Genomic DNA, 22,453 nt, shown 5'->3' with positions numbered 1-22,453 from the left:
TTGTACCGCATTAAGCCTGTTTAGCGGCTTCTGCTGCTTTAACGATCACCGCGAAAGCGTCCGCTTTCAGGGATGCGCCGCCAACCAGCGCGCCGTCGATGTCCGGCTGAGTGAACAGTTCAGCTGCGTTGCCCGCATTCACGGAACCGCCGTACTGGATAATCACTTGCTCAGCCACTTTCGCATCGGCTTTAGCAATATGATCGCGGATGAATTTGTGAACGGCCTGCGCCTGCGCCGGGGTAGCAGATTTGCCAGTACCGATAGCCCAAACCGGTTCGTAAGCAATGACCGCGCCTTCGAAGGCCGCAGCGCCCTGAGTTTTCAGCACTGCGTCAATCTGACGTGCGCACACTTCTTCGGTTTTACCCGCTTCGTTTTCGGCTTCGGTTTCACCGATGCACAGAACCGGCGTCAGGCCCTGTTCTTTCAGCACGGCAAATTTCTTCGCGATCAGCTCGTCAGATTCTTTGTGGTAAGTACGACGTTCAGAGTGGCCGATAATGATGTATTTAGCGCCAATATCTTTCAGCATTTCAGCGGAGGTTTCACCGGTGAACGCGCCAGACAGGTTAACGTCAACGTTTTGCGCGCCCAGCACGATGTGGCTGCCGTCAGCAGCATGTTTAGCCAGATCGAGGTACATTTCCGGCGGAGCGATTGAGACAGCACAACCCGTTACGCCAGCCAGTTCGGTACGCAGGTTTGCAACCAGTTCGTTTACCATGTGGCGGCTGCCGTTCAGTTTCCAGTTACCCATCACTAAAGGATGTCGCATTTTTACTCTCCACGCGCTTGGCGAATTAAGGAATATGGCCGCCCGTCAGGGCAGCATGGTCTGTGAAACAGTATAGAGATTCATCCCCTGAAAGGCTTTGCTTTTTGTCATTTATTGTTCTCATCAAGGGCATCAGAAAGCGTCAGCTTAATCGGTTCAACTGCGAAGGTCAGCCCCTTTTCCCCGTTATCTGCCACCACATAGCGAATCGCGCCTTCCGTTTCGGCGTAGTAAGCCTTATTACGGCCGCTGGCGAGTAATTTTTGCAGCTTTTGCGTACTCTGGGCGGCAGTCAGCGTCGGGGAAAAGGCGCGAATAAACGCGGCCATATACTCTTGCGCTCTGGATTTTGCCGCTTTTTGATCCGGCCCCTGTACCGGTAGCCAGGTAATTTGCATCGATTTAATTTTTAGTGTGCCGCGCTCCAGCGCCGTCGAGGCGTAGAGGTTATCATTAATTTTTGTCGCCGCTCGCGTCAGATTTGCCTGCTCGCCACGGCTATCGATCGCGCGAAACTCGTTGAGCGCGAGGGTGGGATTATCGGTATTGAATTTCTCGCGGAACTGACTAATGGACTGATCAAAGGTTGGCGCGCCCGGCAATAAATAGGGCGCGGTGGTGGCAGTCGATGGCTCTTGTGCGTATCCCGGCGTGCAGAAAACCAGTGCGGACAAGAGAAGCCAAATTAGATAACGCCATGCTTTCATTCACATCGCCCTCTGTTGAGTATGCTCACGATTAAAACGATATCAGGCTGGCTTGTCAAAAACTCCCGCCACCAGGGTAAACTACGCAGCATGACGAGAAAAGGAACCTTACATGGGTATACAGCAGTGGTTGTTCTCTTTTAAAGGACGCATTGGGCGTCGTGATTTCTGGGTCTGGATGATCCTGTGGGTGCTGAGCATGACCTTGCTGTTCGCGCTGGCCAATGGCGGCATGCTGGATTTTCAGATGGCCGCTTTTATTCTGGTCTGCCTTATCTGGCCGACCGCCTGCGTGATGGTAAAACGTCTGCACGATCGGGGCCGCCACGGTGGATGGGCGCTGCTAATGGTGCTGGCGTGGATGCTGCTTTCGGGCAACTGGCAGATGCTGGGCGATACCCTTGCATGGACGGTGGGGCGTCTGATTCCGGTGGTGATTATCGTGATGTTGCTGATCGACCTGGGCGCTTTTGTGGGCACCCAGGAGGAAAACAAGTACGGCAAAGAGACGCTGGATGTGAAGTACTTCTGATCACCAGTAGTGTTCGGCGGTGATATGCCCCGGACGGCGGCGCAGGTGCTTCGCCATCTGCCGGCTATCTTTCAGCAGTTGTGTGGTATCGCGCACCATTTGCGGGTTACCGCACAGCATCACATGGCTGGTTTCCGCCTTCATTTCAAGCCCGACGGCTTCTTCCAGCGCGCCGCTTTCAATCAGCGCCGGCACGCGCCCGGTCAGGGATCCGGAGATGGCTTCCCGACTCACCACCGTCTGGATCCGCAGCTTCCCTTCGTAGCGCTTTTGCAGCTCCAGCATCAGCGGTAAATAGCTTAAATCCGCCGCATAACGTACCGCGTGCACCAGCACCAGATTTTTAAAGCGCTCAAGATCTTTGCCTTCCTGCAAAATCGACAAGTACGGACCAATCGCCGTACCGGTCGCCAGCATCCATAGGGTTTCGCATTCTGGCACTTCTTCCAGCACAAAGAAGCCTGCGGCTTCACTCACCAGCTGTACTTCATCCCCCGGCTGTAAGGCGGCCAGGCGCGGGCTGAGTTTGCCTTCCGGCACGATAACAAGGTAGAACTCAAGATCGGGGTTGCTCGGCGCGTTTACGTAAGAGTAGGCGCGCTGTACGCGCTCGCCGTCAATTTCCAGCCCAAGTTTGGCGAACTGTCCGGCAGTAAAGGGACGAACAGGACCATGAACGGTGAGGCTGAATAACGCATCGGTCCAGAACTGTACCTTTGTGACTTTTCCTGTTACCCATTCCGCCATGGTTTTCTCCTGTTCTGTAGCGATGCCTTATCTTCATGCCTGGAGGATGAGATTTCCAGCCCGTGCAGGCCGGAAAGCTCAATTGAACAAATACCCTTACAGTATATGCCGCTGCACTTCGGGGTCTTTGCGATCCAGATAGTGAATAGACTGAATACGGCGGATGGTGCGCGATTTACCGCGGATCAGCAGCGTTTCGGTGGTGGCGATATTGCCCTTGCGGGTGATCCCGTCCAGCAGGTCGCCTTTGGTAATACCGGTGGCGGCAAAGATCACGTTGTCGCTGCGCGCCATTTCATCAAGGCGCAGCACGTTGCCCGCTTCAATGCCCATGCCGCGGCAGCGTTTTAACTCATATTCACCAATGCGGCGGTTCTCTTCGTTGTCGCCTTTCACCTGATGACGTGCCAGCAGGCGGCCCTGCATATCGCCATCAAGGGCACGGATTACCGCTGCGGAGATAACCCCTTCAGGTGCGCCGCCGATGCCGTACAGCACGTCGACTTCGCTATCGGGCATGCAGGTTAGAATCGACGCGGCAACGTCGCCATCGGGAATGGCAAACACACGCACGCCCAGCGCCTGCATCTCAGCGATAGCCGCGTCATGACGGGGTTTAGCCAGAATAGTCACCGTCAGTTCGCTCAACGGTTTGCCCAGCGCAGCGGCGACATTGCACAGATTCTCGGCCAGCGGCAGATTCAGATCGATGGCCCCTTTTGCCCCAGGCCCGACAATCAGCTTTTCCATGTACATATCCGGCGCGTTCAGAAAACAGCCTTTATCACCGACCGCCAGTACCGCCAGCGCATTGGCCTGGCCCATCGCCGTCATGCGCGTGCCTTCAATCGGGTCAACGGCAATATCCACCGCATCACCTTTTCCGGTACCGACTTTCTCGCCAATAAACAGCATTGGCGCTTCGTCGATCTCGCCTTCGCCAATCACGATGGTGCCGTCGATATTGACGTTGTTGAGCATGATGCGCATGGCATTAACCGCTGCGCCATCTGCCGTGTTCTTGTCGCCACGCCCCAGCCATTTATAGCCAGCCAGCGCCGCAGCTTCGGTCACACGGGAGAATTCGATGGCAAGTTCTCGTCTCATAACAAACTCTATAGTGAAAGAAATTGAACGAAGTTTATCACAGCGAGGAGAGGAGGGCTTATTGGACAGATGCCCTCTCTGCGATGAGAGAGGGCACGGTTGAGGCAAATTACTCTTCGTGATCTTCCCACGCCAGCGCGCGTTTGACGGCTTTTTTCCAGCCGCTGTAACGGAAGTTACGTTCGGTGGTTTCGATACCCGGACGGAATTCGCGTTCGATCACCGCTTTTTCCTGCAGCTCATCAAGGTTCTGCCAGAAACCAACCGCGAGGCCAGCCAGGTAGGCCGCACCCAGCGCGGTAACTTCACGTACTTCCGGGCGTTCGACGCGGGTGCCGAGAATATCGGACTGGAACTGCATCAGGAAGTTGTTGGCCACCGCGCCGCCGTCCACGCGCAGCGCGTGTAAACGAATGCCGGAGTCCGCCTGCATCGCTTCCAGCACATCGCGCGTCTGGAAGGCGATAGATTCAAGGGTAGCGCGAATAATGTGGTTTGAGTTGACGCCGCGGGTCAGACCGAAGATGGCCCCGCGCGCATAGGGATCCCAGTACGGCGCGCCAAGGCCGGTAAAGGCCGGTACGACATATACGCCGTTGGTGTCTTTCACTTTCGTCGCGAAGTATTCAGAGTCGAACGCATCGCTAATTAATTTCATTTCGTCGCGCAGCCACTGAATGGACGCGCCCGCCATAAACACCGCGCCTTCCAGCGCATAGTTCACTTCGCCTTTCGGGCCACAGCCGATGGTAGTCAGCAGGCCATGCTCTGATTTCACCGCTTTCTCGCCGGTGTTCATCAGCATAAAGCAGCCGGTACCGTAGGTGTTTTTCGCCATCCCTTCTTTTACGCACAGCTGGCCGAACAGCGCAGCCTGCTGGTCACCGGCGATACCGGCGATAGGAATACGCGTACCGCCTTTACCACCAATGTTGGTCTGACCGTAGACTTCGGATGATTTACGCACCTGCGGTAGCATTGCGCGCGGGATATCCAGCGCCTCAAGCATTTTGTCATCCCACTCCAGCTCGTGGATGTTGAACAACATGGTACGTGAGGCGTTGGTGTAATCGGTGACGTGAACGCGCCCCTGAGTCATTTTCCAGATAAGCCAGGTATCAACGGTACCGAACAGCAGTTCACCGCGTTTCGCACGTTCGCGGGAGCCTTCAACATGATCGAGGATCCATTTAACTTTGGTGCCGGAGAAGTAGGGATCAATCACCAGGCCAGTGGTGCTACGAACATAATCTTCCATGCCGTCGCGTTTCAGTTTTTCGCAAATATCTGCGGTACGACGGCACTGCCAGACGATAGCGTTATAAATCGGTTTACCGGTTTCACGTTCCCAAACGATAGCGGTTTCACGCTGGTTGGTGATGCCGATGGCGGCAATCTCGTCGGAATTAATATCGGCTTTTGCCAGCACTTCCACCAGGGTAGAACTCTGTGATGCCCAGATCTCCATCGGATCGTGTTCAACCCAGCCTGGCTTAGGATAAATTTGTTCAAATTCACGCTGAGAGACGCTGATGATGTTGGCGTCATGATCCATCACAACGGCGCGGGAGCTGGTAGTGCCCTGATCGAGCGCAACGATATATTTTTTGTCAGTCATAGTTATGTTCCCGTAGTCACATTACAGCGAAGCTTTTTGTTGAGTGGTGGAGGCGGTACCTTTTTCGTCCGCCGCCTCACTGGTATTCGACGGTAAATGGCGGCCAATCAGTTTACGATAGCCGAATGCGCCAAGCGCCGCGCCTACGATCGGCCCGAACAGCGGAACGAGGAAGTAGGGAATATCTTTGCCGCCGGTAAAGGCGACATTGCCCCAGCCAGCCAGCCAGGCGAACGTTTTCGGGCCAAGATCGCGTGCCGGGTTCATCGCGAATCCGGTCAACGGACCCATTGAGGCGCCAATAACCGCGATCAGCAGACCGATGAGCAAGGGTGCCAACGGGCCGCGCGGAAGTCCGTTACCGTCATCACCTAACGCCATAATGACGCCCATCAGCACGGCGGTAATGACCATTTCAACGGCGAAGGCCTGAATAACGTTGATGTGCGGGTTGGGGTAGGTTGAGAAAATACCCGCCAGATCGAGACTTTCAACACTGCCACGCACCATATTGTGCGTTTGTTCGAAATCGAGGAAAAGATTGTAGTAAAGCCCGTAAACAAGCGCAGCCGCGCAAAACGCGCCGGCAAACTGAGAAATGATGAAGGGAACAACTTTACGCCCTTCAAAGCTAGCGAAAAGACATAATGCGATAGTCACAGCCGGATTCAGATGTGCGCCGGAAACCCCTGCGGTCAGGTAGATGGCCATTGCCACGCCCAAACCCCAGATAATGCTGATTTCCCATTGGCCGAAGGTGGCGCCAGCCACTTTCAACGCCGCCACACATCCCACACCGAAGAAAATCAACAACCCGGTGCCGAGAAACTCGGCGATGCACTGGCCTTTTAAGGTTGGTGTCTGACTCATAATCGGATCCTGCAAAAGGTAATGGTTATTGTTAGCACAAGCGATCGCTCGCCCATGATGTCCTGTAGACACAGTGTTAATTTATCGTTAACGAGCAAAAACGAGAAATATCGAAATTAAAATGTGTGTACTCTGTCAATAAAATGAGCGTTTTCGAGCGTTAGCGCACGTTTTTAAACTACAGCGAAGTGTGAGCTGAATCAGTTTAGTAACCAAAGTATTAACAATTTAGTGGTAGCGCCACGGGTTGCACCAGGAGGAGGATGAAAAGTGTTGCAAAGCGCAAACAGCGTGGATGCGCGCTGGACAGGGGCTGGCGGGCTTCATACAATCGGTGACAAGCGAGATTCGCTCAAATTCATAAGGCGTCGCCGGTAGTCGGGACGGGGTTATAGCAGGACACGTATCATTCGGGTTGTAAGAAAGCGGTGACGCAGCTGCAACGCGAAGAACCCAGTGTATATCCATCAACGCCTTGCAACTCAGGAGAGGTATGACAATGTCATTAGAAGTATTTGAAAAACTGGAAGCGAAAGTGCAGCAGGCGATTGATACCATCACGCTGTTGCAGATGGAAATCGAAGAGCTGAAAGAGAAAAACAACAGCCTGGCGCAGGATGTTCAGTCCGCGCAGCAGAGCCGTGAAGAGCTGGAGCGTGAAAATCACCAGCTGAGAGAACAGCAGCACGGCTGGCAGGAGCGTTTACAGGCGCTGCTGGGCCGCATGGAAGAAGTCTGATTCCTGAGCAGAGCGTGGCGCGCATTCGCCCCGGTCAGAAGGTTTTCAAGGCTGGGTTGAATGATTCGCTGAATGGCTGGAACGCGATTTTCAGGGAAAGTACTGAAATGATATGCGACGGAGAAGCCAGGCGCTGTGCGGGACGAAAAGAAAATAAGAAGGGCACCTGAGGGTGCCCTTTCGTTTACTCGATATCAAGCGGGTCTTCGGAGAGGATAATACCGGTATTGTCGGCATACAGATGGTCACCGGAGAAGAAGGTTACACCGCCGAAATTGACGCGCACGTCGCTTTCACCGATACCTTCACCCGCTGCGCCAACGGGAATAGCGGCAATCGCCTGGATGCCAATATCCAGCTCTTCCAGATCGTCCACCTGGCGCACCGCGCCGTAGACCACCAGGCCTTCCCACTCATTTTGTACCGCAATACGGGCGAGATCGGCGTCGATTAAGGCGCGACGCATAGAGCCACCGCCATCGACCAGCAGAATACGACCACGGCCGTTTTGTTCGAGCAGATCGTACAGCAACCCGTTATCCTCGAAACATTTCACCGTGATGATTTGTCCGCCAAACGACGACCGTCCGCCAAAGTTGGAGAACAGCGGTTCCACGACGTTGATCTCTTCCTGGTAGATATCACAAAGCTCAGAGGTATCATATTTCATAGGATTAGCGTTCAGTTGCGACGAGAGCCCTCAGTATATCGCGCATCGCGCGCTGTTGGCAAAATCATCAATTGTTAATTGACAATTATCAGTTAAAAATGCGTTTGGCTAAGGACTATTCCTAATACAAACAATAAATTAGTCAATAAAGCACCTTTTACCGTCCGTTCCAGCATCGGCGGCATGGCACGCGCATCGCGTTCGCGCAGCACAAAGCGCGCCTGTTTGATAAGCAACGGCGCTGCCAGCACAAACAGCCAGCCCCACAGGCTATGCAGCGATAAGAGGTTAAAAAGCGCCAGACACAGCAGCGCGCCGACCAGCAAACCAGCATGGTAGCGTCGTGCGTTGATCGGCCCTAAACGCACCACTAGCGTGTTTTTGCCATTTTCACGATCGCTATCGATATCGCGCAGGTTATTGATATTCAACACCGCCGCCGCCAGCAGACCGCAAGCGGTGGCGGGCAGAATAACCGCCGGGATCAGCATATGGGTTTGTAAATACCAGCTGCCGATAACGCTTATCCAGCCAAAGAAAATCAGCACTGAAATATCGCCAAGACCAATATAACCATAGGGGCGTTTGCCAACGGTATAGGTGATGGCGGCGATTATCGACAACCCGCCAAGCGCCAGGAAACCGATATAATCCGCCATGCTTTGCGAGGCCGCCGTCACCAGCATCAGCCCGGAAACGCAGCTCAGCAGAATGACAATTATCAGTGCACGCTTCATCTGACCAAGGGAGATGGCCCCTTTTTGCATCCCGCGCAATGGGCCGATGCGATCCGGCTTGTCGCTGCCTTTTACCGCATCGCCGTAATCATTGGCGAGGTTGGAAAGGATTTGCAGCAGACCGGCGGTGATTAGCGCAAGCAGCGCCACCAGCGGATCGAAATAGCCCTGCCACCAGGCGAGCACCGTCCCTACGATAATCGCAGCGAACGCCAGCGGTAATGTTTTTGGGCGTAGGCTTTCAAGCCATGCCTGGGTAAGGCTTTGTGATTGCGTTTCGTTCATAAAGTCAGCCAACAAAAATGGGGGCCTGAGCCCCCATCGAGTGTGATGAAAACAGTGTTGCCGCGATTATAAGATAAAACGGCTCAGATCTTCATCTGCCACTAAAGCATCAAGATGCTTACTCACATAGTCTGCATCAATAACGATAGACTCACCGTCCAGATCGCTGGCGTCATAGGAGATATCCTCCATCAGGCGCTCCAGCACGGTATGCAAACGGCGCGCGCCGATGTTTTCCGTGGTTTCGTTCACCTGCCATGCGGCCTGGGCGATACGTTTGATGCCATCATTAGTGAAATCAATCGTTACGCCTTCCGTCGCCATCAGCGCTTTGTACTGTACAGTAACAGACGCGTTTGGCTCCGTGAGAATACGTTCGAAATCTTCTGCGGTCAGCGCCTGCAGCTCAACGCGAATCGGCAAACGGCCCTGCAGCTCCGGAATCAGGTCCGACGGGCTGGCAATCTGGAATGCGCCAGAGGCGATAAACAGAATGTGGTCGGTTTTCACCATCCCGTGTTTCGTCGATACGGTGCAGCCTTCCACCAGCGGCAGCAGGTCGCGCTGCACGCCTTCACGGGAAACATCCGGGCCGGAGGTGTTGCCGCGCTTACAGATCTTGTCGATTTCGTCGATAAACACAATCCCGTGTTGCTCAACGGCGTCGATAGCCTCCTGCTTCAGCTCTTCCGGGTTGACCAGTTTTGCCGCTTCTTCTTCGATCAGCAGCTTCATCGCGTCTTTGATTTTCAACTTACGCGGTTTCTGCTTCTGGCCGCCCAGGTTCTGGAACATCGACTGCAGCTGATTGGTCATCTCTTCCATGCCCGGAGGCGCCATGATCTCAACGCCCATTGGCGCTGCTGCCAAATCGATTTCAATCTCTTTGTCATCCAGCTGGCCTTCACGCAGTTTTTTGCGGAAAGACTGGCGGGCAGCGGAAGGTTCAGCCGCCTGTTCCGGCTGGCCCCAGTTGTTTTTGGCCGGTGGGATCAGCACGTCGAGAATACGCTCTTCCGCCAGCTCTTCCGCGCGGTAGCGGTTTTTTTCGATTGACTGGCTGCGCACCATTTTCACTGCCGCATCCGTCAGATCGCGGATGATAGAATCCACTTCTTTCCCGACGTAGCCCACTTCGGTGAACTTGGTCGCCTCAACTTTGATAAACGGCGCGTTGGCCAGCTTTGCCAGACGGCGGGCGATTTCGGTTTTACCGACGCCGGTTGGGCCGATCATCAAAATGTTTTTCGGTGTCACTTCATGGCGCAGCTCTTCATTAAGCTGCATGCGACGCCAGCGGTTACGCAGAGCAATCGCCACAGAACGCTTCGCCGCGTCCTGACCGATAATGTGTTTATTCAGTTCGCTGACAATTTCGCGTGGGGTCATTTCAGACATGGGAGATCCTTACGCTTTAGAAGGTAATTCTTCGATGGTGTGGAAGTGGTTGGTGTAGATGCAGATATCGCCTGCAATTCCCAACGCCTTTTCAGCAATTTCGCGTGCGCCAAGCTCGGTATTTTCCAGCAGCGCGCGGGCAGCCGCCTGGGCATATGGCCCGCCGGAGCCGATAGCAATCAGGTCATTTTCCGGCTGGATCACATCGCCGTTACCGGTAATGATCAGCGACGCGGTTTCGTCGGCCACCGCCAACAGCGCTTCCAGCTTGCGCAGCATCCGATCGGTTCGCCAGTCCTTTGCCAGTTCGACGGCGGCTTTCACCAGATGGCCCTGATGCATTTCCAGCTTGCGTTCGAATAATTCGAACAGCGTAAAGGCGTCGGCCGTACCGCCGGCAAAGCCCGCAATAACTTTGTCGTTATACAGGCGGCGAACTTTTTTCACGTTGCCTTTCATCACGGTGTTACCCAGTGTGGCCTGGCCATCACCGGCAATAACCACATGGCCGTTACGGCGTACGCTTACGATTGTTGTCACGAGCAGACCCCTTGGTTACAAATGCACAATACAGCGCCCCGCACGGTGTACGGGGCAGAATGCAATTATAGATGGGGGGGATTTTGGGGGTTTCAACCCCCGGTGCCAAGACGGATGCAGTTTCCATGGCCGGCCATTTTCAGGCGGCTAATAGTTGAATCGGCGTTGTCTTTCCCTTTCACCGGGCCAATTACCACGCGATTCCAGCCGTTATTGCTGGTAATGCGTGAGTCGAAACCTTCGAATGCCAACTGGGCGCGCACCGTTTCGGCCTGATCCTGGCCTTTAAACGAGCCGCACTGAATAAGCCAACGGCGATCGTCTTTTTTCTCAGCCGTTTGCGGTGGCGCTTTCGGCGTTTCCACTTCCCGGGTTACCGGTGCGGCCTGCTGGGTTTTCGGCTGCGCGGTAGCGTTATGCGGCGGCGTTTGCAGCAGGTCCTGATACGGTTGTGAATTCGACGCGGGCTTTGAAGAAGTGGCCGTTTGCGTCTGGCGCGGCGGCGGGGTGGCCGTCGTGCGTGCCGGCTGCTGCACCGGTTGTTCGGTTCGCGTTTGTGTACGCGGCGGCTGAGCCTGTACAGGCTGCGACTGCGTCCACTGCTGTTGCTGCTGCGCCTGGCGTTGACGCTGCAGGGTTTGCTGGCGCTGCTCCGCCGTTTGTTCGTTCCACGGCACTTCGTTAAGTTGGGTAGGCTGCTGGCGCATGTCGGCCTGCATCTGCGCTAATAGCTGGCGCTGCTCATTGGTCAGCTGCTCCGGTTTTTGTACTTCGCCACCGGCCGTCGGCTCGGTCGGTGCACGTACGCCGGGCTGGCGGCTTTCCAGCTCTTTAATATAGCGCCAGCGCTCTTCCGGTTTCGGCGGCAGGCCGTTACCGGTCATTTTTTGGTTTTGCAGTGTCTCTGCTTCTTCTTTTTTGTGGTGCGTAATAAAGTACAGACCACCGATAAAGGCGACCAGAACGGCGGCCGCAATGGCGACCATGGCGGGGGAGACCGCAGACCGGCTGCGTGGTTTCTTCTTTGAGTTACTCGTCTTGCGCCGCGCAGGAGCCGACTGGCTGCGGCGTACATAATCTCGTTGTGCCACTATCGTTTCGCTGTATTTATCTCGTTTAACAGCCCGCCATGTTACTTAAGCGACGGGGTTTTGACCAGACGAGGCGTCTGAAAGACTGCGGCTTTACTTAAGCGCCCGGGTGGTGCCGCGCACTATCAGTTCGCACTCCAGTAAGCGCGAACCGCTGCTGACATTATGCCCTTGCAACTGCTCAAGCAGTAACAGCATTGCTTCGCGACCAATCTGATAGCGCGGTTGCGAGACGGTGGTCAGCGGCGGATCGCAGAATTCAGCAAGGGTGATGTTATCAAAGCCGATTATTGATAAGTCATCGGGGACTTTCAGACCCCGGCGTTTGGCTTGCGACAGCGCACCGAGAGCCATCACATCGCTATGGCAGAACACGGCGGTTGGCGGCTTCGGCAACGTTAAAAGCTGCTCAAGGGCCCGTGCGCCCGCCTCAAAGGTGAAATCCCCGCGCGTAATATAGTGGGGATCAACGGTCGCTCCGGCGCGGCGCAGCGCCTGAACATAGCCCTGCAATCGGTAATGGCACAGCGGCATCTCTTCAGGACCGGCGATACAGCCGATCAGAGTGTGTCCCTGCTCTTGCAGATAATTAACGGCGTTAAACGCGGCGGTCAGGTTATCAATATGCACCGTCGGCAGCTCCAGTTCCGGCGCAAATTCGTTGGCCATCACCATCGGCGGTAAATTACGTTGCTCTTCAATACTGGCATCAAACGGCAAACGCGAGCCGAGCAGCAGCATACCGTCGATCTGCTTGGTGATAATCAGGTCGATAAAGGTTTTTTCCTGCTGGTTTTGATGTGCACAATCGCCAATCAGCACCAGATAGCCGTTTTCAGCCGCAGTGACTTCAATCCCGCGAATGATTTCGCTGAAAAAAGGATCGCAAATGTCCGGCACAATCACCAGCAACGTACGTGACTCATTACGCTTGACGTTCCGGCCCATCGACTGCGGTAAATAGCCCACTTCCAGTGCGGCTTGTTCAACGCGGTTACGAGTAGACTGCGACACTTTGTCCGGATTCATTAATGCCCGTGACACGGTTGCCGTTGAAACCTTTGCTTTCATGGCAACATCTTTCATGGTTGCCGCCGCAACCTGATTTTTGGGTTTCACCTTGTTCTCCTGGCATGCACGGTGCAAGCGTTGGCACAGTTTTATCAGATAGTTAAGCGCACCGGTTACAGAATTTTCATGAAAAGTGTGATGAATGTTGAATTTTATATCCTGGCTCGCACTCTCAGCCTTCAATCGGGTCAACATCCAGCACCCATTTCACCCGGCGCGCTTCCGGCAGGGTGTTAATCAGGGCTAACGCGCCGGTCACGATATGCTGTAAACGAATGCGGGAAGGGTGTTGTAGCAGGAGTTGCCAGCGGTAGCGCCCGGCGCGTTTGGCCGCCAGCGCCGGCACCGGACCCAGCACCCAGAGCTGGTTATCCGCCAGCGGGCTGGCCTGCAGTAAATTTTTGAGTTGCTGCAAAAACAACGGCGCGTGCTGGTTGTTCTGATCTTCAGCACGAATCAACACATGGCTGGTCCACGGCGGCAGTTGCATCGTTTGCCGCTCCGCCAGCGCCTGTTCAGCAAAGGTGTCATAGCCGTTATGCAGCAGCGTCTGCAACAGCGGATGCTCGGGATGGTGCGTTTGCAGCACCACTTCACCCTGTTTCCCCGCGCGTCCGGCGCGACCGGAAACCTGGGTATAGAGCTGGGCAAAGCGTTCGGCCGCGCGAAAATCTGCGGAGAATAATGCGCCGTCGACATCCAGCAGCGCAACGAGCGTAACATCCGGGAAATGGTGCCCTTTCGCCAGCATCTGCGTACCGATAAGGATCCGCGCGCCGCCGCGATGCACTTCGGCCAGGTGCTGTTCGAGTGCGCCTTTACGGCTGGTAGTATCGCGATCGATACGTGAGAGCGGCACGCCGGGAAACAGCGGCGCTAAGGCCTGTTCCAGCTGTTCGGTTCCGAGGCCGACGGGCAGCAAATGCGTTGATCCGCAGGAGGGACACTGGCGCGGCACCGGACGCTGGCTATCACAGTGGTGGCAGCGCAATTGCTGCTGCCCATGATGGAAGGTGTAATAGTGATCGCAGCGCGGGCATTCCGCTATCCAGCCGCAGTCGTGGCACAGTAAGGCGGGCGCAAAACCGCGGCGGTTGAGAAATAAAATGACCTGATTTCCCGCCTGCAGATGCTGGCGCATACGCTTGATAAGCGCCGGGGCCAGACCGGCCTGTAACGACTGGCCTTTCATATCAAGCACATGCTGCATCGCCGGGCGCGCATGGCCGGCGCGGCGGGTCAGGCGCAGCATATGGTATTTGCGCGCCCGCACATTGTAGAGCGTCTCAAGCGCCGGGGTTGCCGAGCCAAGAATAATCGGGATTTGCTCGCTGTGGGCGCGATAAACGGCAAGGTCGCGGGCGTGATAGCGCCAGCCTTCCTGCTGTTTATACGAGCTGTCGTGCTCTTCATCGATCACAATCACGCCCAGGTTTTTAAACGGCGTAAACAGCGACGAGCGTGTACCGATAACAATTGCCGCTTCGCCGCTCTTCGCTTTCTGCCAGGTGGCGAGCCGCTCGCTGTCGTTGAGGCCGGAGTGCAATACTTCAACCGGGGCGTTAAAGCGCTCACGAAAACGGGCGATAGTTTGCGGCGTCAGGCCAATCTCCGGCACCATCACTAATGCCTGTTTGCCTTGCGCCAGCACATTTTCCAGCACGCTTAAATAGACTTCCGTCTTGCCGGAGCCGGTAATCCCCGCCAGTAGCCAGGCGGAGAAGCGATCCGCCGCGCTATGGATAGCGCCGACCGCCGTGGCCTGTTCGGTATTCAGACGCAGCCTGTCGCCGCTCACGGAAAAGGTAGCGCGCCAGTCGCTAAAGGTCGGCGTTTCGCTATTCATCTCCACCAGTCCTTTGGCGCGTAGCGCTTGCAGGGTGACGCTTTTCAGCTCCAGCGCCGCCAGTTGGTGCTGCCAGACTTTGCCTTTACGCAGCGCCGAGAGCGCCTGTTGCTGCTTGGCCGATTTGATGCGGTTAATGTCCACTGCCTGGCCCTGTTCAGTGGCGAACCAGTAGCCCTGAAACTCCGCGCTGGCGGGTTTCGTCTGGCGTAGCAGAACGGGAAGGGCGTTGAATAACACGTCGCCAAGCGGATGGTGATAGTAATCCGCAGCCCAAAGCAGCAACCGCCAGACCGGCGGTGAAAATGCAGATTCGCTGTCGAGTACCTCTTCCACGCTTTTCAGATCCGCCAGCGGCAGTTCGCTGGTGTCACTGACCGCCACCACAATGCCTACGCGCTGCTGGTTACCAAAGGGCACGCGCACGCGGCTACCTGCGCTTACAGACATCTCGTCAGGCAGCAGATAATCAAAAGTGCGGGGCAACGGCACAGATAGCGCAACGCGGGCGACGGGCATCTCATCTTCCTGACTTGAAAACTGGCGGGATAGTATACACATTGTTGCTACGGGTGAGCGGATCAGTTTGCATGTGCTGGTTAATTTCTGTATGATTCGCCGCCTTTGATGCGTTTTAGCGCGCCAAAGATACACTTACATATTAACTCGCGTGGTGTCTGGCGTTAGGGCTGGAAGAGCGACGCGGCCTTAAACTGAGGTTTCCCATGAAAAAAGGTATTCACCCGAATTATGTAGCGATTACTGCAACTTGCTCTTGCGGTAACGTCATCAAAACCCACTCCACCGTGGGTCACGACCTGAACCTGGACGTGTGCGGCAACTGCCACCCGTTCTTTACTGGTAAACAACGTGTTGTTGATACCGGTGGTCGTGTTGAGCGTTTCAACAAACGCTTCAGCATCCCGGGCAGCAAATAAGTTGCCAAAGAAAAAAGCGCCGAAAGGCGCTTTTTTTGTCTCTGCGTTTTGCTGATGAAGAATATTTTTGTGAAGTTCATCACAAAAATATTGTCCTGATCAAAAAACGAGCATATCATTTTCGCTATCCACTCCAGTAATGATGAGCGAACGAAAATGAGCGATATGCTGACGGCAGTAAAAAACGTACTGAGGTCTTACCTGCTCTCGCTGGCAGAAGTGCACCCGGAAGTCACGCGCTTCTGAGCGAGCCAACGAAATAAATAAAAAGGGCGGAAGTTATCTTCCGCCCTTTTTTGTTTTAATCAGTATTCCCACGTATCCGGGTCGATCCCCAGTTCACGCATAATCACTTTCGCCTCTTCCGGAATTTCGTCGCTGCGCTCTTTACGCAGATCTTCATCGTTCGGCAAAGGCTGACCGGTAAACGCATGCAAAAACGCCTCGCACAGCAGCTCGCTGTTAGTGGCGTGGCGCAGGTTGTTCACCTGACGACGGGTACGTTCATCGGTGAGGATTTTTAACACCTTAAGAGGAATGGACACCGTAATTTTTTTTACTTGTTCACTCTTCTTGCCGTGCTCAGCGTATGGGCTGATATATTCGCCGCTCCATTCAGCCATGAGATACCTTTAATCCTCTTAGTCAGTAGTCTAAGCCCGGATAAGCCAGGGCCGTCATTCCGCGTAGTTTACCGTAGCGTCACCGGGGTGACATGCTGTATCGCTCAGCGGCCGGTACTAAAGCATATAATTTTAACGGCTATTATACTGACGCACAATCTATACGCAAAGAAGTTTAGATGTCCAGATGTATTGACGTCTATTATCTCAGTGTTTACTCTATCAGCAGATTTTTCATCCATTAAGCCAGGAAGCCTTCACCATGACGCGTAAACAGGCCACCATCGCAGTGCGTAGCGGATTGAACGATGACGAGCAGTACGGTTGCGTTGTCCCGCCTATCCATCTCTCCAGTACCTATAATTTCACCGCTTTCAATGAACCCCGCGCCCACGATTATTCCCGTCGCGGCAACCCAACCCGTGATGTGGTGCAGCGTGCGCTGGCGGAACTGGAAGGCGGCGCGGGCGCGGTGATGACCAACACCGGCATGTCGGCAATCCATCTGGTGACCACGGTTTTTCTCAAGCCAGGCGATCTGCTGCTGGCGCCGCACGATTGCTATGGCGGCAGCTATCGTCTGTTCGACAGCCTGGCGAAACGCGGCTGCTACCGGGTGAAATTTGTCGATCAGGGCGATGAGCAGGCATTGAAAGCCGCGCTGGCGGAACAACCGAAACTGGTGCTGGTCGAAAGTCCGAGTAATCCGTTATTACGGGTGGTGGATATTGCCAAAATCTGTCAGCTGGCCCGTGAAGCCGGAGCGACAAGCGTGGTGGATAACACCTTCCTGAGTCCGGCGTTGCAAAACCCGCTGGCGTTGGGAGCCGATCTGGTGCTGCACTCCTGCACTAAGTATCTCAACGGCCACTCCGATGTTGTGGCGGGCGTGGTGATTGCCAAAGATGAGGCGACTGTCACCGAACTGGCATGGTGGGCGAATAATATTGGCGTCACCGGCAGCGCCTTCGACAGCTATTTGCTGCTGCGTGGTCTGCGCACGTTGTCACCGCGTATGGAAGTGGCGCAGCGTAACGCCCAGGCGATCGTCGATTTTCTGCAAACACAGCCGCTGGTGAAAAAATTGTATCACCCGTCGCTGCCGGAGAATCAGGGACATGAGATTGCTGCGCGTCAACAAAAGGGCTTTGGCGCGATGTTAAGTTTTGAACTGGACGGTGATGAGCAAACGCTGCGTCGTTTCCTGAGCGGCCTGTCGTTATTTACGCTGGCGGAATCCTTAGGCGGGGTTGAAAGCTTAATCTCCCACGCCGCCACGATGACCCATGCGGGTATGGCGCCGGAAGCGCGTGCCGCAGCGGGTATTTCTGAGTCGCTGTTGCGTATCTCAACCGGTATTGAAGACAGTGAAGATTTAATTGCCGACCTGGAAAATGGCTTCCGCGTCGCAGCTGAGGGGTAAACATGAGTGTGATTGCGCAGGCAGGGACGAAGGTTCGTCAGCTGCACAAGTTTGGTGGAAGTAGTCTGGCGGATGTGAAGTGTTATCTACGCGTCGCAGGGATCATGGCGGAGTATTCACATCCGGGCGATATGATGGTTGTTTCGGCCGCAGGCAGCACCACTAATCAGCTGATCGGCTGGCTGAAGCTCAGCCAGACTGACCGACTTTCTGCGCATCAGGTTCAGCAATCGCTGCGTCGTTACCAGAGTGATTTAATCAGCGGGCTGTTGCCCGCAGCCATCGCTGACGGGTTAACCAGCGAGTTTATCCACGATCTTGAACATCTGGCGGTGCTGCTTGATGGTGGTATCACCGACGCGGTATACGCAGAAGTGGTGGGTCATGGCGAAATCTGGTCGGCGCGTTTGATGTCAGCCGTTTTGAATCAGCAGGGGATCGAGGCTGCCTGGCTGGATGCTCGCGATTTTCTGCGTGCTGAACGTGCTGCGCAACCGCAGGTCAATGAAGGCGCATCTTATCCCCTGCTGCAACAACAGCTGGCGCAATATCCGGGAAAACGTATCGTTGTCACCGGTTTTATTAGCCGCAATGACGCGGGCGAAACCGTGCTGTTGGGGCGTAATGGCTCGGACTATTCGGCGACGCAAATCGGTGCGCTGGGCGATGTCTCTCGCGTCACCATCTGGAGCGACGTAGCGGGCGTTTACAGTGCCGATCCGCGCAAAGTAAAAGATGCCTGCCTGCTGCCGCTACTGCGTCTTGATGAAGCCAGCGAACTGGCGCGGTTGGCCGCACCGGTGCTGCATGCCCGTACTTTACAGCCGGTCTCCGCCAGCAATATCGATTTGCAGCTGCGCTGTAGCTATAACCCGGAGCAGGGATCGACGCGTATCGAACGCGTGCTTGCCTCCGGTACCGGGGCGCGGATTGTTACCAGCCATGATGACGTTTGCCTGATTGAGTTTCTGGTGCCCTCCGGGCAGGACTTTAAGCTCGCCCATAAAGAGATTGACCTGATCCTCAAGCGTGCGCAGGTGCGCCCGCTGGCGGTTGGCGTCCATGCTGACCGCAACTTGTTGCAGCTTTGCTATACCGCGGAAGTGGTCGATAGCGTGTTCAAACTGCTTGATGAAGCCGGACTGCCGGGCGAATTGCGTCTGCGCCAGGGGCTGGCGATGGTGGCGATGGTCGGAGCGGGCGTGTGCAGCAATCCGTTGCACAGCCACCGTTTCTGGCAACAGTTAAAAGGGCAGCCGGTAGAGTTTATCTGGCAGTCTGACGAAGGTATCAGCCTGGTGGCGGTGCTGCGCGTCGGCCCGACGGAAAGCCTGATTCAGGGCCTGCACCAGTCGTTGTTCCGGGCTGAGAAGCGCATTGGCCTGGTGCTGTTCGGCAAAGGCAATATCGGTTCCCGCTGGCTTGAACTCTTCTCCCGCGAGCAGAGCGCGTTATCAGCGCGTACCGGCTTTGAATTTGTGCTGGCGGGCGTGGTGGATAGCCGCCGCAGCTTGCTGAGCTATGATGGGCTGGATGCCAGCCGCGCGCTGGCGTTCTTTAACGATGAAGCGGTGGAGCAGGATGAAGAGTCGCTGTTCCTGTGGATGCGCGCCCATCCTTATGACGATTTGGTGGTGCTGGATGTCACCGCCAGCGAGCAGCTGGCAAAACAGTACCTGGACTTTGCCAGCCACGGTTTTCACGTTATCAGCGCCAATAAACTGGCCGGGGCCAGCACCAGCGATAACTATCGGCAGATCCACGATGCCTTCGAGAAAACCGGTCGCCACTGGTTGTACAACGCGACCGTCGGCGCGGGCCTGCCGGTGAACCATACCGTGCGCGATCTGCGTGAAAGCGGTGATGCGATTCTGGCGATCAGCGGTATCTTCTCCGGTACGCTCTCCTGGCTGTTCCTGCAATTTGATGGTTCCGTCCCCTTTACGGACCTGGTGGATCAGGCCTGGCAGCAAGGCTTAACAGAGCCGGATCCGCGCGTCGATCTTTCCGGTAAAGATGTGATGCGTAAACTGGTGATCCTCGCCCGTGAAGCGGGTTACGACATTGAACCGGATCAGGTGCGCGTTGAGTCTCTGGTGCCAGCGGGCTGTGAAGAGGGGTCCGTTGATCACTTCTTTGAAAATGGGGAAGAGCTCAATGACCAGATGGTGCAGCGACTGGAAGCCGCCCGTGAAATGGGGCTGGTGCTGCGTTACGTGGCGCGTTTTGATGCCAATGGTAAAGCTCGGGTTGGCGTGGAAGCGGTTCGGTCGGAACATCCGCTGGCGGCGGTACTGCCGGGGGACAACGTTTTTGCCATTGAAAGCCGCTGGTATCGTGATAACCCGCTGGTGATCCGCGGTCCGGGCGCTGGCCGCGATGTAACCGCTGGCGCTATTCAGTCTGATATCAACCGCCTGGCGCAGCTGCTGTAGTTCCCTTCTCTGATCCTCTCCCTGTTCGGGAGAGGATACTGCCGTTACGATCATGAACTTTTTTCATCTTCGCTGAACATTCCTCACACAGAATCGTGATTTTCCTGTTGACGCCCTGATGGTTTTCCGTCATTTTTACATCTGGACGTCTAAACGTATAGAAGTTCGAAAAACAACAAACAATGACACGCGATTGATGAGGTAAGGTATGAGCTTTTTTCACGCCAACCAGCGGGAAGCCCTGAACCAGAGCCTGGCGGAAGTGAACGGCCAGATTAACGTTTCCTTTGAATTTTTCCCGCCGCGCACCAGTGAAATGGAACAGACCTTATGGCACTCCATCGACCGTTTGAGCAGCCTGAAGCCGAAGTTCGTTTCGGTAACCTATGGGGCTAACTCCGGCGAGCGCGATCGCACACATAGCATTATTAAAGGCATTAAAGATCGTACCGGCCTTGAAGCGGTACCGCATTTAACCTGTATCGATGCTACGCGTGACGAACTGCGTACCATCGCGCAGGATTACTGGAATAACGGCATTCGTCATATTGTGGCACTGCGCGGCGATTTGCCGCCGGGCGGGGGCAAGCCTGATATGTATGCAGCCGACCTGGTGACGCTGTTAAAAGAGGTCGCGGACTTTGATATCTCCGTCGCCGCTTACCCGGAAGTTCACCCGGAAGCGAAAAGCGCGCAGGCCGATCTGCTGAACCTGAAACGTAAAGTGGATGCGGGCGCGAGCCGTGCGATTACCCAGTTCTTCTTTGATGTCGAAAGCTACCTGCGTTTTCGCGATCGCTGCGCGGCAACCGGTATTGATGTTGAAATCGTGCCGGGGATCCTGCCGGTTTCTAACTTTAAGCAGGCAAAAAAATTCGCTGACATGACCAATGTGCGCATTCCGGCGTGGATGTCGCAAATGTTTGCCGGACTCGATGACGACGCGGAAACCCGCAAGCTGGTGGGGGCGAATATCGCGATGGATATGGTGAGAATTTTAAGCCGTGAAGGGGTGAAAGATTTCCACTTCTATACGCTGAACCGCGCCGAAATGAGCTACGCCATTTGCCACACGCTCGGCGTTCGTCCGGCATTGTAATAGTCTAAAAAACCAAGAAAAGCCGGATCGCGATCCGGCTTTTTCACCTTTATCCGCAAGCCTCAGGTGATGAGGGGAGGGCGGAGAATGTTACTCCCACTCTTGCAAGAAACGCTGTCCGTACTGGTCAGCAACCAGCAATGCGGCATAGACCTGATCCGGCGTTGCGCCGCCCGGCATATTATGAATAGTTTCCCCCTCAGCACAGGCGGCCTGCGCCACGATTCGCATTTTCGCCGGGATATCGGTTTTGATATCCAATTGTGCAAGCGTAATGGGTAAGCCAACGGTATGGCACAGCGCGGCGACGGTTTCTATCTCTTCAAGCGGCGCATTTTCCAGTACCAATTGGGTTAAGGTGCCAAAGGCCACTTTTTCGCCGTGGTAGAAGTGGTGCGCTTCCGGGATGGCGGTGATGCCGTTATGAATGGCGTGCGCCGCCGCCAGCCCGCCGCTCTCAAAGCCTACGCCGCTCAGATAGGTATTGGCTTCCACCACGCGTTCTAATGCCGGTGTGACCACATGCTGTTCGGCGGCGAACATCGCTTTTTCACCCTCGGTAAGCAGCGTGTTGTAACAGAGCTCCGCCAGCGCCAGCGCAGCCTGGGTACACTGGCCGCCTGCCATGGTTTTTGCACCGCTGCGCGAGCAGGCACGGGCTTCAAACCAGGTAGCCATCGCATCGCCAATCCCTGCCGCCAGCAAACGCGGCGGGGCACCGGCGACAATCTTCGTATCGACAATCACACAGTTCGGGTTATGAGGCAGCAGTAAGTAACGGTCAAACTCGCCGCTGTCGCTATAAAGCACCGACAGCGCGCTACAGGGCGCATCGGTAGAAGCAATGGTTGGAGCAATAGCCACCGGTAAGTGCATGAAGTGCGCCAGCGCCTTGGCGGTATCCAGCGTTTTACCCCCGCCGATGCCGAGCACCGCGCCGCAGCGGGCGTTTTCTGCCACGCCGCGCAGACGATCGATCTCATTTTGTGAACATTCACCGCCGAAGGGTACGATTTCGCAGGTCAGTCCGGCATCCGTCAGACTTTTTTGCAGCGTTTGTTCGGCGAAACCGAGCACAAATTTATCGCCCACCACCAGCCAGCGATCGGCCATCGGTTTGAGATAATCACCGAGCCGGGTGATAACGTCTGCACCCTGGATGTACTTGCCCGGCGACTGAATGATATGGTCCATATACT

The 22,453-nt window shown here is 55.3% G+C and carries 21 protein-coding genes; 6 read left to right on the top strand and 15 right to left on the bottom strand.

The genetic code is table 11. From position 1 onward, the window contains the following. Positions 1-10: 10 nt before the first annotated feature. Together tpiA and RW65_RS03190 are read right to left on the bottom strand one after the other, a co-directional pair. Positions 11-778 (bottom strand): triose-phosphate isomerase, encoded by a 768-nt coding sequence (gene tpiA / locus RW65_RS03195; protein WP_039055235.1) that lies wholly within the window; start codon positions 776-778, stop codon positions 11-13. Between the two features lie 107 nt (positions 779-885). After that, the gene (locus tag RW65_RS03190) at positions 886-1,485 is read right to left on the bottom strand and encodes a DUF1454 family protein (protein WP_039055234.1); all 600 of its coding nucleotides are present in this window, start codon (positions 1,483-1,485) and stop codon (positions 886-888) included. A gap of 112 nt (positions 1,486-1,597) precedes the next feature. On the opposite strand from RW65_RS03190, the gene RW65_RS03185 reads away from it, so the two are divergent. Next, positions 1,598-2,017, top strand: a complete 420-nt coding sequence (locus RW65_RS03185; RefSeq protein WP_039055233.1) for a DUF805 domain-containing protein — start codon at positions 1,598-1,600, stop codon at positions 2,015-2,017. Here the strand turns inward: RW65_RS03185 and fpr are convergent, their stop codons facing one another. The 4 genes from fpr to RW65_RS03165 form a co-directional block, all read right to left on the bottom strand. Further along, positions 2,018-2,764 (bottom strand): ferredoxin--NADP(+) reductase, encoded by a 747-nt coding sequence (gene fpr / locus RW65_RS03180; RefSeq protein ID WP_039055232.1) that lies wholly within the window; start codon positions 2,762-2,764, stop codon positions 2,018-2,020. A 96-nt stretch (positions 2,765-2,860) separates the two neighbouring features. Continuing rightward, on the bottom strand, positions 2,861-3,871 hold the full coding sequence (gene glpX, locus RW65_RS03175) for a class II fructose-bisphosphatase (RefSeq protein WP_039055231.1): 1,011 nt from the start codon (positions 3,869-3,871) through the stop codon (positions 2,861-2,863). A 109-nt stretch (positions 3,872-3,980) separates the two neighbouring features. After that, positions 3,981-5,489: a glycerol kinase GlpK gene (gene glpK, locus RW65_RS03170; RefSeq protein WP_039055230.1), complete on the bottom strand. Its 1,509-nt coding sequence runs from the start codon at positions 5,487-5,489 to the stop codon at positions 3,981-3,983. 21 nt (positions 5,490-5,510) lie between these two features. Continuing rightward, positions 5,511-6,359 (bottom strand): MIP/aquaporin family protein, encoded by an 849-nt coding sequence (locus RW65_RS03165; protein WP_039055229.1) that lies wholly within the window; start codon positions 6,357-6,359, stop codon positions 5,511-5,513. A 493-nt stretch (positions 6,360-6,852) separates the two neighbouring features. Here RW65_RS03165 and zapB point away from each other — a divergent pair, with 493 nt between their 5' ends. Beyond that, positions 6,853-7,098 carry a septal ring assembly protein ZapB gene (gene zapB / locus RW65_RS03160; RefSeq protein ID WP_086873298.1) on the top strand — a complete coding sequence of 82 codons (246 nt, stop codon included), beginning with the start codon at positions 6,853-6,855 and terminating at the stop codon, positions 7,096-7,098. 184 nt (positions 7,099-7,282) lie between these two features. Here the strand turns inward: zapB and rraA are convergent, their stop codons facing one another. The 7 genes from rraA to priA form a co-directional block, all read right to left on the bottom strand. After that, a complete protein-coding gene (gene rraA, locus RW65_RS03155; protein WP_039055228.1) occupies positions 7,283-7,768 on the bottom strand; it encodes a ribonuclease E activity regulator RraA in 486 nt (161 codons plus the stop codon). Positions 7,769-7,860: 92 nt separating this feature from the next. Next, complete coding sequence (menA, locus tag RW65_RS03150) at positions 7,861-8,790, bottom strand: 1,4-dihydroxy-2-naphthoate polyprenyltransferase (protein ID WP_039055227.1); 930 nt, start codon at positions 8,788-8,790, stop codon at positions 7,861-7,863. 66 nt (positions 8,791-8,856) lie between these two features. Next, on the bottom strand, positions 8,857-10,188 hold the full coding sequence (gene hslU / locus RW65_RS03145; RefSeq protein ID WP_039055226.1) for an ATP-dependent protease ATPase subunit HslU: 1,332 nt from the start codon (positions 10,186-10,188) through the stop codon (positions 8,857-8,859). Positions 10,189-10,197: 9 nt separating this feature from the next. Continuing rightward, entirely contained in the window at positions 10,198-10,728 is a 531-nt protein-coding gene (hslV, locus tag RW65_RS03140; RefSeq protein ID WP_039055225.1) for an ATP-dependent protease subunit HslV, read from the bottom strand. 92 nt (positions 10,729-10,820) lie between these two features. After that, complete coding sequence (gene ftsN / locus RW65_RS03135) at positions 10,821-11,819, bottom strand: cell division protein FtsN (protein WP_072037690.1); 999 nt, start codon at positions 11,817-11,819, stop codon at positions 10,821-10,823. A gap of 93 nt (positions 11,820-11,912) precedes the next feature. Next, positions 11,913-12,938 carry a DNA-binding transcriptional regulator CytR gene (gene cytR / locus RW65_RS03130; protein WP_039055223.1) on the bottom strand — a complete coding sequence of 342 codons (1,026 nt, stop codon included), beginning with the start codon at positions 12,936-12,938 and terminating at the stop codon, positions 11,913-11,915. Positions 12,939-13,062: 124 nt separating this feature from the next. Beyond that, a complete protein-coding gene (priA, locus tag RW65_RS03125) occupies positions 13,063-15,255 on the bottom strand; it encodes a primosomal protein N' (protein ID WP_039055222.1) in 2,193 nt (730 codons plus the stop codon). Between the two features lie 206 nt (positions 15,256-15,461). Here priA and rpmE point away from each other — a divergent pair, with 206 nt between their 5' ends. Beyond that, the gene (gene rpmE, locus RW65_RS03120) at positions 15,462-15,674 is read left to right on the top strand and encodes a 50S ribosomal protein L31 (RefSeq protein ID WP_039055221.1); all 213 of its coding nucleotides are present in this window, start codon (positions 15,462-15,464) and stop codon (positions 15,672-15,674) included. 305 nt (positions 15,675-15,979) lie between these two features. On the opposite strand, the gene metJ is transcribed toward rpmE, so the two are convergent. After that, positions 15,980-16,297 (bottom strand): met regulon transcriptional regulator MetJ, encoded by a 318-nt coding sequence (gene metJ / locus RW65_RS03115; protein WP_007369220.1) that lies wholly within the window; start codon positions 16,295-16,297, stop codon positions 15,980-15,982. A gap of 262 nt (positions 16,298-16,559) precedes the next feature. On the opposite strand from metJ, the gene metB reads away from it, so the two are divergent. The 3 genes from metB (at position 16,560) to metF (ending at position 21,254) form a co-directional block, all read left to right on the top strand. Beyond that, the gene (metB, locus tag RW65_RS03110; RefSeq protein WP_039055219.1) at positions 16,560-17,720 is read left to right on the top strand and encodes a cystathionine gamma-synthase; all 1,161 of its coding nucleotides are present in this window, start codon (positions 16,560-16,562) and stop codon (positions 17,718-17,720) included. A gap of 2 nt (positions 17,721-17,722) precedes the next feature. Next, entirely contained in the window at positions 17,723-20,155 is a 2,433-nt protein-coding gene (locus tag RW65_RS03105; RefSeq protein WP_039055217.1) for a bifunctional aspartate kinase/homoserine dehydrogenase II, read from the top strand. Positions 20,156-20,363: 208 nt separating this feature from the next. Continuing rightward, the gene (metF, locus tag RW65_RS03100; protein ID WP_039055216.1) at positions 20,364-21,254 is read left to right on the top strand and encodes a methylenetetrahydrofolate reductase; all 891 of its coding nucleotides are present in this window, start codon (positions 20,364-20,366) and stop codon (positions 21,252-21,254) included. A gap of 90 nt (positions 21,255-21,344) precedes the next feature. Here the strand turns inward: metF and gldA are convergent, their stop codons facing one another. Then, on the bottom strand, positions 21,345-22,448 hold the full coding sequence (gene gldA / locus RW65_RS03095; protein WP_039055214.1) for a bifunctional L-1,2-propanediol dehydrogenase/glycerol dehydrogenase: 1,104 nt from the start codon (positions 22,446-22,448) through the stop codon (positions 21,345-21,347). Positions 22,449-22,453 lie beyond the last annotated feature (5 nt).

Source organism: Enterobacter sp. Bisph1, assembly GCF_000814905.1.
GTDB lineage: Bacteria > Pseudomonadota > Gammaproteobacteria > Enterobacterales > Enterobacteriaceae > Kosakonia.
This window is presented reverse-complemented; position numbering and strand designations above follow the sequence as displayed.

Bases quoted from the DNA above. Each gene is read 5' to 3' on its own strand.
- metJ (WP_007369220.1), bottom strand. From the start codon at position 16,297: ATGGCTGAATGGAGCGGCGAATATATCAGCCCATACGCTGAGCACGGC.
- glpK (WP_039055230.1), bottom strand. From the start codon at position 5,489: ATGACTGACAAAAAATATATCGTTGCGCTCGATCAGGGCACTACCAGC.
- metB (WP_039055219.1), top strand. From the start codon at position 16,560: ATGACGCGTAAACAGGCCACCATCGCAGTGCGTAGCGGATTGAACGAT.
- priA (WP_039055222.1), bottom strand. From the start codon at position 15,255: ATGCCCGTCGCCCGCGTTGCGCTATCTGTGCCGTTGCCCCGCACTTTT.
- menA (WP_039055227.1), bottom strand. From the start codon at position 8,790: ATGAACGAAACGCAATCACAAAGCCTTACCCAGGCATGGCTTGAAAGC.
- tpiA (WP_039055235.1), bottom strand. From the start codon at position 778: ATGCGACATCCTTTAGTGATGGGTAACTGGAAACTGAACGGCAGCCGC.
- hslU (WP_039055226.1), bottom strand. From the start codon at position 10,188: ATGTCTGAAATGACCCCACGCGAAATTGTCAGCGAACTGAATAAACAC.
- rpmE (WP_039055221.1), top strand. From the start codon at position 15,462: ATGAAAAAAGGTATTCACCCGAATTATGTAGCGATTACTGCAACTTGC.
- gldA (WP_039055214.1), bottom strand. From the start codon at position 22,448: ATGGACCATATCATTCAGTCGCCGGGCAAGTACATCCAGGGTGCAGAC.
- glpX (WP_039055231.1), bottom strand. From the start codon at position 3,871: ATGAGACGAGAACTTGCCATCGAATTCTCCCGTGTGACCGAAGCTGCG.
- RW65_RS03190 (WP_039055234.1), bottom strand. From the start codon at position 1,485: ATGAAAGCATGGCGTTATCTAATTTGGCTTCTCTTGTCCGCACTGGTT.
- metF (WP_039055216.1), top strand. From the start codon at position 20,364: ATGAGCTTTTTTCACGCCAACCAGCGGGAAGCCCTGAACCAGAGCCTG.
- fpr (WP_039055232.1), bottom strand. From the start codon at position 2,764: ATGGCGGAATGGGTAACAGGAAAAGTCACAAAGGTACAGTTCTGGACC.
- rraA (WP_039055228.1), bottom strand. From the start codon at position 7,768: ATGAAATATGATACCTCTGAGCTTTGTGATATCTACCAGGAAGAGATC.
- RW65_RS03165 (WP_039055229.1), bottom strand. From the start codon at position 6,359: ATGAGTCAGACACCAACCTTAAAAGGCCAGTGCATCGCCGAGTTTCTC.
- zapB (WP_086873298.1), top strand. From the start codon at position 6,853: ATGACAATGTCATTAGAAGTATTTGAAAAACTGGAAGCGAAAGTGCAG.
- RW65_RS03185 (WP_039055233.1), top strand. From the start codon at position 1,598: ATGGGTATACAGCAGTGGTTGTTCTCTTTTAAAGGACGCATTGGGCGT.
- RW65_RS03105 (WP_039055217.1), top strand. From the start codon at position 17,723: ATGAGTGTGATTGCGCAGGCAGGGACGAAGGTTCGTCAGCTGCACAAG.